The 13,335-nt window shown below is 67.7% G+C and carries 12 protein-coding genes and 2 pseudogenes; 3 read left to right on the top strand and 11 right to left on the bottom strand.

Annotation, left to right across the window (positions count from 1 at the left end; all coding sequences use genetic code 11):
* A pseudogene (locus tag FZ938_RS31120) lies at nt 1-123 on the top strand (electron transfer flavoprotein subunit alpha/FixB family protein); the annotation flags it as partial.
* On the opposite strand, the gene FZ938_RS31115 reads toward FZ938_RS31120, so the two are convergent.
* A complete protein-coding gene (locus FZ938_RS31115; protein ID WP_425529372.1) occupies nt 66-335 on the bottom strand; it encodes a hypothetical protein in 270 nt (89 codons plus the stop codon). The pseudogene FZ938_RS31120 and the gene FZ938_RS31115 sit on opposite strands and share 58 nt — an antisense overlap.
* Here FZ938_RS31115 and FZ938_RS31110 point away from each other — a divergent pair.
* Nucleotides 282-470: a hypothetical protein gene (locus FZ938_RS31110; RefSeq protein ID WP_246457379.1), complete on the top strand. Its 189-nt coding sequence runs from the start codon at nt 282-284 to the stop codon at nt 468-470. The genes FZ938_RS31115 and FZ938_RS31110 overlap by 54 nt on opposite strands.
* Nucleotides 471-492: 22 nt before the next feature.
* Here the strand turns inward: FZ938_RS31110 and argE are convergent, their stop codons facing one another.
* The 9 genes from argE to FZ938_RS18790 all read right to left on the bottom strand — a co-directional run bounded on the left by argE (nt 493) and on the right by FZ938_RS18790 (nt 11,848).
* Nucleotides 493-1,641, bottom strand: a complete 1,149-nt coding sequence (gene argE, locus FZ938_RS18830) for an acetylornithine deacetylase (RefSeq protein ID WP_149199980.1) — start codon at nt 1,639-1,641, stop codon at nt 493-495.
* A 31-nt stretch (nt 1,642-1,672) separates the two neighbouring features.
* Nucleotides 1,673-3,070, bottom strand: coding sequence for a formimidoylglutamate deiminase (locus FZ938_RS18825; protein WP_149199979.1), 1,398 nt, complete (start codon nt 3,068-3,070; stop codon nt 1,673-1,675).
* 22 nt (nt 3,071-3,092) lie between these two features.
* Complete coding sequence (locus FZ938_RS18820; protein ID WP_149199978.1) at nt 3,093-4,052, bottom strand: agmatinase; 960 nt, start codon at nt 4,050-4,052, stop codon at nt 3,093-3,095.
* Nucleotides 4,053-4,105: 53 nt separating this feature from the next.
* Nucleotides 4,106-4,525, bottom strand: a complete 420-nt coding sequence (locus FZ938_RS18815; protein ID WP_109157419.1) for a RidA family protein — start codon at nt 4,523-4,525, stop codon at nt 4,106-4,108.
* A gap of 106 nt (nt 4,526-4,631) precedes the next feature.
* Entirely contained in the window at nt 4,632-6,758 is a 2,127-nt protein-coding gene (locus FZ938_RS18810) for a dipeptide ABC transporter ATP-binding protein (RefSeq protein ID WP_246799062.1), read from the bottom strand.
* A gap of 4 nt (nt 6,759-6,762) precedes the next feature.
* Nucleotides 6,763-7,623, bottom strand: a complete 861-nt coding sequence (locus tag FZ938_RS18805; RefSeq protein WP_149199976.1) for an ABC transporter permease — start codon at nt 7,621-7,623, stop codon at nt 6,763-6,765.
* Nucleotide 7,624: 1 nt separating this feature from the next.
* The gene (locus tag FZ938_RS18800; RefSeq protein WP_149199975.1) at nt 7,625-8,581 is read right to left on the bottom strand and encodes an ABC transporter permease; all 957 of its coding nucleotides are present in this window, start codon (nt 8,579-8,581) and stop codon (nt 7,625-7,627) included.
* 65 nt (nt 8,582-8,646) lie between these two features.
* Entirely contained in the window at nt 8,647-10,149 is a 1,503-nt protein-coding gene (locus tag FZ938_RS18795; RefSeq protein WP_246457366.1) for an ABC transporter substrate-binding protein, read from the bottom strand.
* Between the two features lie 292 nt (nt 10,150-10,441).
* The gene (locus FZ938_RS18790) at nt 10,442-11,848 is read right to left on the bottom strand and encodes an MmgE/PrpD family protein (protein ID WP_149199974.1); all 1,407 of its coding nucleotides are present in this window, start codon (nt 11,846-11,848) and stop codon (nt 10,442-10,444) included.
* Nucleotides 11,849-12,022: 174 nt separating this feature from the next.
* Here FZ938_RS18790 and FZ938_RS18785 point away from each other — a divergent pair, with 174 nt between their 5' ends.
* Nucleotides 12,023-12,979 carry a LysR family transcriptional regulator gene (locus FZ938_RS18785; protein WP_246457368.1) on the top strand — a complete coding sequence of 319 codons (957 nt, stop codon included), beginning with the start codon at nt 12,023-12,025 and terminating at the stop codon, nt 12,977-12,979.
* Nucleotides 12,980-13,028: 49 nt separating this feature from the next.
* Here the strand turns inward: FZ938_RS18785 and FZ938_RS31105 are convergent.
* Nucleotides 13,029-13,241 (bottom strand): annotated as a pseudogene (locus FZ938_RS31105) (IS3 family transposase); the annotation flags it as partial.
* Nucleotides 13,242-13,335 lie beyond the last annotated feature (94 nt).

Below are 13,335 nucleotides of genomic sequence, written 5' to 3'. Positions count from 1 at the left end.
AAGGACAGCAAGGTGATCGTCGCGATCAACAAGGACGAGGAGGCGCCGATCTTCCAGGTCGCCGACTACGGCCTCGTCGCCGACCTGTTCAAGGCTGTGCCGGAGCTGCAGCAGGCGCTGTGATCGCGCGTCAATCGCTCACAGAATAAGGCTGCGATGCCCTGGCCGACACCAATGCACATGGTGCACAGGGCGTACCGGCCACCGCGCAGCTCCGGTTCGATCAATGCGGTGGTCGCCAGCCGTGGACCGGACATCCCCAGCGGATTGCCGAGCGACTGTTGGAGGCCGAGGCGATCTTTACCGAGGCCGCGTCTGCGATCCGCGTGGGCGATCCTTTCGATCCCGCAACCCAGATGGACCCGGTGCGGAATGCCCGCCGCCGGCCGGGCGGCCAGGGACTTGAGGGCGGTACCGAAGGGTTCCAGGCATTCGAACAGGTGAAGTTCGTCAATCTGGCGCCCCATTGATCGGGATGGATGCGGAGCGGCGTCAGGCCATCTGCACGAGCAGAGCATCCAACATCCGGTCGCAGGCGGCCAATTGGTCCTCGGCGATGAATTCGTCGGGCTTGTGGGCTTCGCCGATGCTGCCGGGGCCGCACACCACGGTGGGCATCGACAGCCGTTGCTGGAACAGTCCGCCTTCCGTTCCAAAGGAGATCTTGCCGGTGCTGTTGCCGCCGGTCAGCGATTTGACGAAGGCAACAACCTCTGCGGTACGGTCGGTGTCGAGCGCCGGATAGCTGGAAAGCTCGGCGATGGTCAGACCGGCGGTCGGGAAATCGGGACGCAGGCGCCGGACGATGGCGTCGGCTTCCGCCTGGATGCCGTCCAGCAGCGGTTCCACCGGATCCTGGGGCAGATGGCGGATTTCGAAATCGAGCCGGCAGCGGTTCGGCACGATGTTCAATGCCTCGCCCCCCTGGATGACCCCGGCATGGATGGTGGTCCAGGGCACGTCATAGGCGCGGTCATGGGCGCCTTCGTCGCTCAGGCTTTTCTGGATGCGGCGCAGGCCGGTCAGCAGGTCGCTCGCCATGTGGATGGCGTTCAAGCCCTGCGGCGCCAGGCTCGAATGGCATTCGACGCCGTGGCACTCGGCGCGCAGAGCGGTTTTGCCCTTGTGGGCGGTGACCACCTGCATGCCGGTCGGTTCGCCGGCGATGCAGAAGCGCGGGCGGACGGGCAGGGCGGCCATCATCTCGATCAGGCGCCGAACGCCGAGGCAGCCGACCTCCTCGTCATAGGACAGGGCCAGATGCAGCGGCTGGGACAGGGTTCGTCCGGCGGCGCGGTCGAACAGGGCAAGTGCCGCGGCGATGAAGCCCTTCATGTCGGCGGTGCCCCGGCCGAACAGCTTGCCGTCGCGGCGGGTCAGGCGGAAGGGATCGCTGGTCCAGGCCTGCCCTTCGACCGGCACCACGTCACTGTGTCCGGACAGCAGGACACCGGGACGGTCCGCCGGCCCCAGCGTCGCGAACAGGTTGGCCTTGCGGCCATCCTCGCTCGGCACCAGCGATGTTGTGGCACCGGCAGTTTCCAACCGCACCTGCACCCAGCGGATCAAATCGAGGTTGCTGTCGCGGCTGACGGTGTTGAAGGACACCAGCCGGTCGAGGATGTCGATGGTCGCCGTCATCGGGGTCGTCCCTGTTCGTTGGGAATTTCAATCAGGCGGCTTGCAGCCGGTCGACGGCACGACGCCAGCCGTTGCGGATCGCATCGGCATCGACATGCCGGCCGTTCCGGACCACCAGCCGCCCCCCTGCCACCACCTCGCGCACGGCATTGCGGGCGCCGGTAAAGACGTAGGAGTCGAGCAGCGTGTCGTCGCAACGGCCGTAGAGACGCGGATCGTCCGCATCGAGCACGACCAGATCGGCACGCTGTCCGGCTTTGAGACCGCCTGCCGGTTCCGGCTGGCCCAGCGCCTGAGCGCCGCCGGCCACCGCCCCCCGGTAGAGGGCGGCACCGGTCGAACCGTCCGGATGCGGCGCCAGCAGATTGCGCCGCCTTGCGGTCAGCCGCTGGCCGAATTCCAGCAGGCGCAGCTCTTCTGCGGCATCGATGACGATCTGGCTGTCGGAGCCGATGCCGAACCGGCCGCCCCGCGCCAGGAAGTCACGTGCCGGAAAAAGCCCGTCGCCGAGGTCGGCTTCCGTTGTGGGGCAAAGCCCCGCCACAGCCCCCGAGGCCGCGATGCCTGCCACCTCGGCAGCGGTGACATGGGTTGCATGAACAAGGCACCAGGACGGCCCCGGCCAGCCGCGGTCGAGCAGCCATTCCACCGGCCGCCGCCCCGACCAACTGAGACAGGACTCAACCTCCGCCGTCTGCTCGGCGACGTGGATGTGGATCGGCGCCTCCGGATCGAGCGCCGCCATGCCGTCGAGCGCCGCTGCCATCGCGTCGGGCGACACCGCGCGCAGGGAATGCAGGGCCATACCGACGCGATGCCCGCCGGGCACGGCGCGGCAGGTTTCGACGATGGCCAGCAGCCGGTCGGGCGTGTTGAGGAAGCGCTGCTGCCCCTCGCCCGCCGGCTGTCCGCCGAAACCGCCCTGGGCGTAGAGCACCGGCAGATGGGTCAGCCCGATGCCGGTGGCGTCCGCCGCCGCCAGGATGGGCATCGACATCTCGGCCGGATCGGCATAGGGCCGGCCGTCGGTGGCGTGGTGGAGGTAGTGGAACTCCGCCACCGAGGTATAGCCCCGTTCCAGCATCTCGGCGTAGGCCATCGCGGCCACCGCCTGGAGCCCGTCGGGGTCGATGCGGCGGACGAAGCCGTACATCACCTCCCGCCAGGTCCAGAAGCTGTCCTCCGCCGGGCCGGCCCGTTCGGTCAGCCCGGCCATCGCCCGCTGGAAGGCATGGCTGTGCAGGTTGGGCATGCCGGGAATGACCGGCCCGGCGGCCCGCTCCACTTCGGCCGGCGTCTTGTCCACCCCCGTTTCGATGGCGGCGATCAGCCCCTTCGCGTCGAAGCGCAGCAGCACCCCCGACGCCCAGCCGCCGGCCAGCAGCGCCCGGTCGCAGAAAAGCCGGTCGAGCCGGCGGGAGGCGGTCATCGCTCCATGCTCCCCGTCCCCGTCATTTGGCGTCGAAATAGCCGGCCTGGATGGTCTTGCCGATCAGGTTGCAGATGATGCGGCCGGCGGTGATCGCGGTGATGCCGTTGACGTCCTTCTTCGGCGTGATCTCGACGATGTCCATGCCGACGACGCGGCCCTTGGCGACCAGCCCGTGGATCAGCGTGCGGATCTGCGGATAGGTGACGCCGCCCGGCGCCGGACCGTTGACCGCCGGCATGATGGTCGGATCCATTCCATCGGCGTCGATGGTCAGGTAATAACGGCCGCCATCGGGAATGCGGTCGAGCACCGCCTTCATGCCGATGTCCTGCAATTCGACGTCGGGGACCAGCACCGCGCCGTAAGCAATCGCCGCCTCGACCTCTTCCGGCCGGGCGCTGCCGGCGGAACGCAGTCCGATCTGGAAGATCTGGCCGATATGATCCATCTCGGCGGCGCGGCGGATCGGGCTGGAATAGCCGTTGCGGGCGCCGTTCACGTCGTCGCGCCAATCGAGATGGGCGTCGATGTGGACCAGGGTGATCGGCCCCTGGTCGTCATAGGCGCGCAGCACCGGGATCGGGATGCCGTGGTCGCCGCCGATGACGATGGGCAGCATGCCCTTGGCGAGCATCCGGCGCACCACCGCCTCGGCATTCTGGTAATGCAGGTCGAGATTGCGGGGATCGGCCTTCACATCGCCGCAATCCACCACCTTGATGTCCTTGCCGCCCAGCAGCGGGCCGCCGATGTCGAAGTCCCAGCGCTCCAGCTTGCGCAGCGCCCGCTCGGTGTAGCGGCGCACCCAGGTCGGGGCGTTGGTCTGATCGTTGGTCACCTCGTCGATCGAATAGGGATCGCCGTAGGGGATGCCCAGGATGCCGATATGGCCGTCGAGCTGGTCGATGTCGGTGCAGATCGGGAAATCCAGGAAGCTCTGCAGCTCGCGGCGCGGCGGGTTGGTCAGGCTGGTGGTCATGGCGGCGGTTCTTCTTGTCGGTTGGTGGGACGGTTGGCGGTGGGACCGGAGCCTCAAGCGTCCGGGATCACCGCGATCGCATCGACCTCCACCACCCATTCCGGGCGGGCGAGCGCGCTGATCACGAGGCCGGTCGACACGGGATAGACGCCCTTCAGCCACTTGCCGATGGTGCGGTAGACCGGCTCGCGGTAGCGCGGGTCGGTGATGTAGACGGTGATCTTGCAGATATGCTCCAGCGACGAACCGGCCTCTTCCAGCAGCATCTTGATGTTGGACATCGCCTGCTCGGTCTGGCCGGCGGCATCGCCGACCGCGACGCTTTCGCTGGTGTCGAGATTCTGGCCGATCTGGCCGCGGACGAAGACCATGGTGCCGCGCGCGACGACGGTCTGGCACAGGTCGTTGTCGATCGACTGCTCGGGATAGGTCTTCTTGGTGTTGAACTGGCGGATGCGGGTGTGGACGGTCATGGCGGGAGCCCTGGTCAGGTTCGGGGTTGGGTAAGAAGGCAAGGGGGCGGCGTCCGGCGGCCCCGTTCGGGTGCGCCGGGAGGAAATGTCTTTGGAATTGGCCCGGTCAGTGCGCGGCGTCGCCGACCAGCTCCGGGAAGACCGCGGCGCGTTCGGCCAGCGTCGCCAATGGGATGTGGCAGGCGATGCGGTGGCCGTCATCCGCCCGGTGGACCGGCGGAGCCTGCTCGTCGCAGATCGCGCCCAGCTTGCGCGGGCAGCGGGCGGCGAAGGCGCAGCCCTGTCCGCCGGGGGTGGGGGCCGCGTCCTCCAGCAGGATTCGCGGCGCCTCCTGCCCATCCTCCGCCAGCCGGGGCACGGCTGACAGCAGCGCCTCGGTATAGGGATGGTAGGGCGGGCGGAGCACGCGGCCGGTCGGACCCTCCTCGCAGATGGTGCCGCCATAGACGACCAGCACGCGGTCGGCGATGTGCGACACGACGGCGATGTCGTGGGTGATGAAGAGATAGGACAGCCCCATCTCGTCGCGCAGTTCGGCCAGCAGGTTCAGGATGTTGGCCTGGACCGACACGTCGAGCGCCGACACCGCCTCGTCGCAGACGACGAAGTCGGGATCGGTGGCGAGCGCGCGGGCGATGTTGACGCGCTGGCGTTCGCCGCCGCTCAGTTCGTGCGGGTAGCGGTCGGCATAGGCGGACGGCAATCCGACGCGAGTCAGCAGGCCGGCGACGGTCTTGCGGCGCTCCTCCGCGTCCGCCCGGCCGGCCAGCACCAGCGGCCGGTCCATCGCGTCCCCCACCGTCTTGCGCGGGTTCAGCGAGGCGGCGGAATTCTGGAAGACCAGCTGGGCGCGCCGGCGCAAGTCCTGGTCGCCCTGCTTCACCTGCCGGGTCAGGTCGGTCCCGTCGAACAGCACGGTGCCGGCGCTTGGTTCGGTCAGCGCCAGCAGGGCGCGGCCGATGGTGCTCTTTCCGCTGCCGCTTTCACCGACCACGCCCACCACCTCGCCGCGGCCGACGGTGAAGGAGACATCCTCCACCGCCACGGTGCCGGCCCGGCGCAGCCAGGGCAGGATGGAGCGGTTGGCGCCGTAGACCTTGCGCAGATGGTCGACCTCCACCAGCGGCGCGGTCGGCTGAGCCGGGGCTTGCGGTGCGGGCTTGCGGGCCGCGGACTCCTCGTCCGGCCAGGGCGTGCCGGCCAGCGCGTCGGCCTTCCAGCAGCGTACGCCGTCGCCGGCCGCGTCGGTCAGCATTGCCTGTGGCTGGCTGCGGCAGGTCTCCTCGGCGAAGGGGCAGCGCGGGGCGAAGACGCAGGCGGCGGGCGGCCCGGAAAGCTTGGCGACCGTGCCGGGGATCGACGGCAGGCGGTGGCGCCGGCCGGCGGTGATGCGCGGCAGGGCGGCGACCAGCCCTTTGCTGTAGGGATGGGCCGGGCGGGACAGCACGCGGCCGGTCGGCCCCGTCTCCACCACCAGCCCGCCATAGAGGACGGTGACGGTCTGGCAGATGCGGTTGACGATGCCGAGATTGTGGGAGACGAACAGCGCGCTGAGCCCGTGGCTGTCGCACAGCTTGGCCAGCAGATCGATAATGCGGGCCTCCACCGTCACGTCCAGCGCGGTGGTCGGCTCGTCGAGGATCAGCAGCTTGGGCTCGCAGCCCAGCGCGGTGGCGATCAGCGCCCGCTGCTGCATGCCGCCCGACAGCTCGTGCGGATAGGCGGCGGTGACGCGGCGGGGATCGCGGATGCCGACCTCCGCCAGCAGATCCAGCACCCGTGCGGCGGCCTGCCGGGGGGAGAGGCTCTTGTGCTGGATGAGCGGTTCGGCGATCTGGCGGCCGACGGTCAGCGCCGGGTTCAGCGAGGTGAAGGGGTCCTGGAAGACGGCGGCGATGCGGTCGCCGCGCAGCGCCCGGCGCTCGGCCGCCGGCAAGCGGCGCAGATCGACGCCGTCGAACAGGATCTCGCCGGAGTCCACCCGGCCGCCCCCGCCCAGCAGATCGAGGATGGCCATGGCGATGGTGCTCTTGCCCGATCCGGACTCGCCGACCAGACCCATCACCTCGCCGGGACGGATGGCGAAGCCTACGTCGCTGGCCGCGCGCAGCGTGCCGCGGGCGTTGCCATAGCTGATGGTCAGGCCGCGGACGTCGAGCAGCGGCGCCGGCTCGGGCGCGGGCGCCGTAACGGTCACCGGGGCGACGGCCGGGCGGGCTTGCGGAGCGGTCATCATCTCAGTGCGCTCCCGTGTTGCGCGGGTCGAGCAGGGCGCGCAGCCCGTCGCCCAGCAGGTTGATGCCGATCACCGCGGTTGCCAGCGCGAAGCCGGGGCAGAGCGCGATCCAGGGCGCCTGCTCCACGAAGGGCCGCGCCTCGCTGATCATCAGGCCCCAGTCGGAGGAGGGCGGCTGCGCCCCCATGCCGATGAAGCTGAGCGAAGCGCCGAGCAGGATGGCGAAGACCACGCGCAGGCTGGCTTCCACCGCCAGCGGCGGCCAGATGTTCGGCAGGATTTCATGGAAGAGGATGTAGGCGGCGTTCTCTCCGCGCAGGCGGGCGGCGGTGATGAACTCCTCCTGCATCAGTTCCAGCGTGATGGCGCGGGTCAGGCGGACCACCTGCGGCACATAGACGATGCCGATGGCGACGATGGCCTTCCATTGCGCCGGCTGGGTGACGGCCAGCACCAGGATGCCCAGCAGGATCGGTGGGAAGGACATCAGCACGTCCATGGCCCGCATGATCGCCTCGCCGATGCGCCCACCCTTGTAGCCGGCGATCAGCCCCAGCGGCACGCCGGCCAACAGGCTCAGCGCCGTGGCGGCGACGCCCATCACCAGGGAACTGCCGGTGCCGACCAGGGTACGGCTGAACACGTCGCGGCCGAACTCGTCGGTGCCGAACCAGAACTCCGGGCCGGGTGGCTGCAGCCGGCTCATGATGTTCATTTCGTCATAGGGGTAGGGGGCGAGCCAGGACCCGGCGACGGCGGCCACGGCAAGCGGAGCGAGCAGGACAATTCCCACGATCAGCGAGACGGGCAGGGATGGCAGGTGCCGGCGCGGGGCGAGTGGGGCGGGAGTCGCGTCGGTCATGTCAAGCGGCCTTCATGCCGTGGCGGATCTTCGGGTTCACATAGGCGTAGAGCAGGTCGGCGGTCAGGTTGGCGAGGCAGTAAGCGGCGGAGACCACCAGGATCGTCGCCTGGATCAGCGGCAGGTCGTGGCGCTGGATGGCGAACAGCAGCAGCCGGCCCATCCCCGGATAGGAGAAGATCGTCTCGATCACCACCACGCCGCCCAGGATCAGGCCGAAGTCGATGGCGAGCACGGTGATGGTCGGCAGCAGCGCGTTCTTCAGCGCATGGCGCAGGATGACCACCGATTCCGGCATGCCCTTGGCACGGGCGAACTTCACGTAGTTGGTCTGCAGCACGTCGATCATGCTGGACCGCGTCAGCCGGGCGATGCGGGCCAGCAGCATCAGCACCAGCGTGATGACCGGCAGCACCAGATGCGAGGCCCAGGGCAGGAAGCCGTCGGCGATCGGGGCATAGCCGCCGGTCGGCAGCAGCTTCATATAGCTGCCGAAGATCAGCACCAGCACGATGGCCCAGAAGAAGTCGGGGACCGCGATGCCGAGATAGGAGATGCCGGAGACCAGCTGGTCGGTCAGCTTGCCGCGCTGCACCGCCGCCAGGACGCCGAGCCCGATGCCGACCACCGCCACCACCGCCAGCGCCACGACGGCCAGCACCAGCGAGCGGGCCAGCGCCTCCATCAGGATGGGGGCGATGGGCTGTTCCAGCACCAGCGAGCGGCCGAGGTCGCCGCGCAGGATGCCGGCCGCCCACTGTCCGTATTGGACGACCAGAGGCTGGTCCAGCCCGAGCTTGACCGCGATGGCGTCCACCACCTCCTTCGAGGCGAACTGGCCGGCGATCATCGAGGCGACGTCGCCGGGCATGGCCTGCGTCACCAGGAAGATCAGGACCGACATCACGGCCAGGACCAGCGCCAGATAGACGAGACGGGTCAATGTGTAGGCAAGCATGGGCAGCATCCCCGGAAGGAGGAGGGAAACCGGCCGCCATGGTCGCAGCCGGTTTCCGGTCGGCCTCAGTCGACCGACACGTCGCGCAGGTCGAGGAACATCATCGGGTGCGAATGGAACCCGTGCACCTTGGTGCTGAGGCCGTTGATGTGGTTGATCACGTAGGGGATGACGCCGGGCGAATCCTCCACCGCCAGCGCCTGGACCTGGCCGTAGAGCGACTTCGCCTCGTCATCGCTCTTGGCTTGGCGGGCGCTGTCGAGCAGCGTGTCCATCTTGGGGTTGGAGTAGTTCCACAGCGCAGTGTTCCACGATCCGCGGGAGTGGTACCAGGGATAGACGGATGTATCGATGGTCGGACGGCTGAAGAAGCCGTCGATGTAGAAGCCGGCCTTGCCCTCGATATCCTTCAGGAAGACGTCGAAGGGCACGCGCTGGACATTGACTGTGATGCCCGCCGGCTTCAGCAATTCACGCACGGCAAGGCCGAGACGTTCGCGGGTGGCGCGGCCGGCCGGCGTGTGCAGCGTGACCTCGAAGCCGTTGGGATAGCCCGCCTCGGCCAGCAGCTTCTTCGCCCCGGCCGGGTCGCCCTTGGCGATCTTCAGGTCCTTGTTGAAGTAGGGGTGGCTCGGCGGAATCGGCGAATGGGTCGGGGTGCCGTTGCCGAAAAGCGCGATCTGGGTGATCGCCTGCTTGTCGAGCGCCATCGCCACCGCCTTGCGCACGCGCGGATCGTCGAAGGGCTTGACGATGTTGTTCATGATGACGCCGTCCCAGGTCGAGGTCGGGACAGAATCGATCTTCAGCTTCGGGTCGGCCTTGACCTTGTCAATGGCCTCCAGCGGCAGGTTCCACACCAGATCCAGCTCACCGGTGGTCAGCGCCGCCACCTGGGCCGCCGGTTCCGGCAGGATTCGCACCACCACCTCGTCCAGCTTTGGCAGGCCGGGTTCGAAATAGTTGGGGTTGCGTTTCAGGACGACGCGGTCGCCGGGGGCGAAGGATACGAATTCGAACGGGCCGGTGCCGATCGGTTTGGAAGCCAGCGTGTCGACGGCATCGCGCGGCACGATACGCGCCTGCCGTTCGCCGAACAGTTCGGCGAAGCCGGCATAGGGGGTCTTCAACTGGAACTGGACGGTCAGCGGGTCCAGCGCCTTCATCGACTCCACGATCTCGAAATTGACGCGGGCGGTGGAGCCGGTGGCCTTGTCCTGGATGCGTGCGATGGTGGCGACGACGTCCTCGGCTTCCAGATCCTTGCCGTTGTGGAACTTGACGCCCTTGCGCAGGTGGAAGGTCCAGGTCTTCAGATCGTCGCTGTGCTCCCAACGTTCGGCCAGATCGGGTTTCACCGTCATGTCGTGACCGATGACGGTCAGGCCGTTGAAGATCAGGTAGGCGGCGACATACTCCTGGCCGCCCTTCATCTTGGCGGGGTCCAGCGTGTTCAGGTTGGAATCCACCGAAACCTTGAGCGTGCCTGCGGCCTGGACCGACATGGCCGTCCCGGACAGCAGGATGGCCGAGAGCACGGCCCGTGCCACCAAACGTCGCATCATCATGAAAGCCCCTCTGTTTGCCGGTCCTTAAGGGCGGACCTTGGTTTCCGCTTGATCGAAACGGTCTCACAGGGCCGCCGCACGAGGAAAGGGCGGCGGGAAGACGACAAACCGGGCGACGGATGGGCTAAAACTTAGGCAGCCAGTCAATGCGCATAGATTTTGTGCAGTGCACTCTCGATGAAACCGCTGGTTTTCCTATGTTTTCCGCGGATGGTTCGATGGCCCCGCTTGTTGAAAAAGCAGGCCGCCGCCGATGAGCCGGCATACCCATCATGACCGATTTTCATCGACATCATGAACAGCCGCCATGGTGGGCAAGGTCAAATAGGCGGGACAGGTCAGACTCCGCCTCGAGCCGGCGCAATTTCCGGTGGAGGCGTTCCGCTCCGTCCTGCCCGACCGCGAGGGCGGCGCAGGTCAGGAACTTGGCTGCATGCTCCACTGCCGACAGCGGGCGGGCCACCGTGCCGCGCGCCGAGGGGCAGAAGCGGACGAAGCGCTCCCCCGATGTCGTTTCGATGCCCACCTCGGCGCCCTCCGGTGCGGTGCGGGCGCGGCCGGGATCGGCGTTCCATTCCGGATCGGCCGTCATGCAGACACGATCGATGGCTTCGCGCATCACCGGATCGGCGAGCGTCGCCTCATCCAGATGGTCCAGCGTCAAGGTTCCGTGCAGCATCGCGCAGGCCACTGCGAAAGGCAGGCTGAAGCGGGCTTCTCCCGATGTCATCGGGCGGTCATAGGTCAGGTTGGCGGCCACCACCGGCGGGACCCGGCAGTTGACGGTCCGGATGTCGCTGGGTGCGAGCCCTCGCTCCGCCATCAGGTCGCGCACCGCATCGATGGCGGCATGGGCGGACAGGCAAACCGGATAGAGCTTGGTGTCGATGCCGGGGTCGAGCAGGCGCCAGCGTTGGCCAAGCGCATCCAGGGTGGTCGGATCGAAATTGCTCGCCGCAATCAGGCGGGCGAAACCGCGCGGATCCTCCACCACCGCATGGGGCACGGTCAGGCCTCGCGCGGCCAGCCGGGCGGCCCGCACTCCGTTCGCCGCGGCCTGTGCGGCCAGCAGGGGCTTGGCACCGGTGCCGAAGCAGGCGCGCAAACCCCCGGTCCCGCACAGCGCAAAGGCGATGGCGTCGGCCGCCACTCGTCCGTTCAATCCGAGGGCCTTCGCGCTGGCGGCGGCGGCGCCGACGGTGCCGAACAGCGCGGTGGTCCACCAGCCGTCGTGATAGACCCCGTTGCCGACCGCCTCCGCCAAGGCATATTGCGCCTCCGCACCGGCCACGACGGCGGTCAGCAGATCGCTCCCCGTACCGCCGGCCGCCTCGACCATCGCCAGCGCCGTCGGCACCACGACGGCGGAGCCGTGGACGAAGCCGGCATAGCTGTTATCGTCGAAATCCAGCGCATGGGCGGCCGCGACATTGGCGAAGGCGGCGCCCTCCGCACACAGGCGGCCACCGATCAGCAGCCGCGAAGGTCCCGCGGCATAGCTTTCGAGCGCTTCGTCCGCCGCCAGTCGGGTGGCCGCCTCCTTGGTCCCGGCGAGTGCCACCCCCAGCGTGTCGACGATGCAGTCCAGCGCGACGGCAGCGGTCGGTTCCGGCACATTGCTTCGTTGAAGACCCGCCACCCAATCGCCGATTTGCCGGGCGGCGGCGGGGGAGGGGAGATCGTCAGGGGGCGGCGTCATGGCACGGTCTCCGGCGGAACTTGCAAGCAGGTCCTTCAGGCTGCCGCGAAAATCACGGTTACCGTCAGCCGGAGAAATTTATTTCATGGTCGGCATGAGCCTCATTCATGAAAGCATCAGGCATAAGATAGTATGCAAGGTGCAGCCACCACCAACCCCAAAGATGGGAGCCCCATGCATCACCGCGACTTCGATCTGGGTTCCCTGGAAGTGTTCGTCGCCGTTGCCGAACTGGGAAGCATGACCCGCGCCGCCGGCCGGCTCGGACTGACGCAATCGGCCGTGTCGCATGTCGTGCGCCAGCTGGAAACCGCCTTCGCCACCCAATTGCTCGACCGCAGCATCAGACCCATGGCGCTGACCGCCGCCGGGCAGCGGCTTTGGCATTGGAGCAACCGCATCCTGACCGATGCGCGGCAATTGCCGGCGGCGATCGGCGGAACGGACGCGCCCTTCATGCCGGAACTGCGCATCGGCTGCATCGACACGCTGGCGGCGCCCTTCATTCCCCGGCTGCTTCAGCGGCTGCGCGACAATGTGCCGTCCTTCAGCATCGCGTCGGGCCTGTGCGGGCAACTGCGCGAACAATTCCTCGCCCGCCGCCTGGACGTGCTATTCACCAACGACAGCTTCGACGACATGGACCAAGTGGACAGTCTGTGCCTGCTCACCGAACCGTTCGTGCTGCTGCTGCCGCGCAGCTGCCCCGAGGTCGTCGATGAAACCGCCCTACGGGCGCTGTCCCGGACCCTGCCGCTGATCCGCAGCACGACGGACAGTGCGCTTGGCCGGCTGGTGGACCAGCATCTGCGGCGCCTGGGCATGGAGGTGCCGCGCAGCTTCGCCTTCGACGCGACCGACACCGTGATGGCGATGGTGGCGGAAGAGATGGGATGGAGTCTGCTTCCGCCGACCGCGCTGGTGAAAAGCCGTCAGCACCTGAACCATATGCGCGTGCTGCCGTTACCGACCTCCGGGTTCCGCCGCTCGATCCATGTGGTGACCCGAAAGGGAGAGTTGGGCTCGCTGCCCGCCAACATCCACAAGGCGGGATGCGCGGTCATCAAGCAGGGATATTTCACCGACGTCTTCGCCATCTCGCCCTGGCTCAAGCCAATGATCCGACGCTGAGTTGAACTGAACCGCGCCGGATTTTTCGGAGGCCATTTGACCGGGAACTCGCCGCCATGGGCACGCTCTCGGTTCGGACGGAACAACGTGCATTGGTCTCAGCGGGAGGCCTGTTGCGGATGGTTTCGAGCAGATACCGATGACCAAAGCGGTCCACCCTTTCCAGGGTGGCGGACGCGATGGCTTCCAGGGTACGCCGCGGTCCGCGGCGGCGAACAACCTCGGCCTTTCAATGGCCGTAAATCGTTTCGGCGAAGGCATTGATGGGCTTATCCAGCCCCGGAGCGTTTCGGGATTGCAGCCGACCTTCGCCGCAAGCGAACTGATCGTTGCTCACAGCAAGACGCATTCCGTGG

It is taken from the genome of Azospirillum oryzae, assembly GCF_008364795.1.
GTDB classification, from domain to species: Bacteria; Pseudomonadota; Alphaproteobacteria; order Azospirillales; family Azospirillaceae; genus Azospirillum; species Azospirillum oryzae.
Note: the sequence above shows the minus strand (reverse complement) of the source record. Positions and strands in the feature narration are given on the sequence as shown.

Excerpts from the sequence above, each read along its gene's own strand:
- FZ938_RS18810 (WP_246799062.1), bottom strand. The coding sequence starts at position 6,758 with ATGACCGCTCCGCAAGCCCGCCCGGCCGTCGCCCCGGTGACCGTTACG.
- FZ938_RS18785 (WP_246457368.1), top strand. The coding sequence starts at position 12,023 with ATGCATCACCGCGACTTCGATCTGGGTTCCCTGGAAGTGTTCGTCGCC.
- FZ938_RS18800 (WP_149199975.1), bottom strand. The coding sequence starts at position 8,581 with ATGCTTGCCTACACATTGACCCGTCTCGTCTATCTGGCGCTGGTCCTG.
- argE (WP_149199980.1), bottom strand. The coding sequence starts at position 1,641 with ATGACGGCGACCATCGACATCCTCGACCGGCTGGTGTCCTTCAACACC.
- FZ938_RS18820 (WP_149199978.1), bottom strand. The coding sequence starts at position 4,052 with ATGACCACCAGCCTGACCAACCCGCCGCGCCGCGAGCTGCAGAGCTTC.
- FZ938_RS18815 (WP_109157419.1), bottom strand. The coding sequence starts at position 4,525 with ATGACCGTCCACACCCGCATCCGCCAGTTCAACACCAAGAAGACCTAT.
- FZ938_RS18795 (WP_246457366.1), bottom strand. The coding sequence starts at position 10,149 with ATGATGATGCGACGTTTGGTGGCACGGGCCGTGCTCTCGGCCATCCTG.
- FZ938_RS18825 (WP_149199979.1), bottom strand. The coding sequence starts at position 3,070 with ATGACCGCCTCCCGCCGGCTCGACCGGCTTTTCTGCGACCGGGCGCTG.
- FZ938_RS18790 (WP_149199974.1), bottom strand. The coding sequence starts at position 11,848 with ATGACGCCGCCCCCTGACGATCTCCCCTCCCCCGCCGCCGCCCGGCAA.
- FZ938_RS18805 (WP_149199976.1), bottom strand. The coding sequence starts at position 7,623 with ATGACCGACGCGACTCCCGCCCCACTCGCCCCGCGCCGGCACCTGCCA.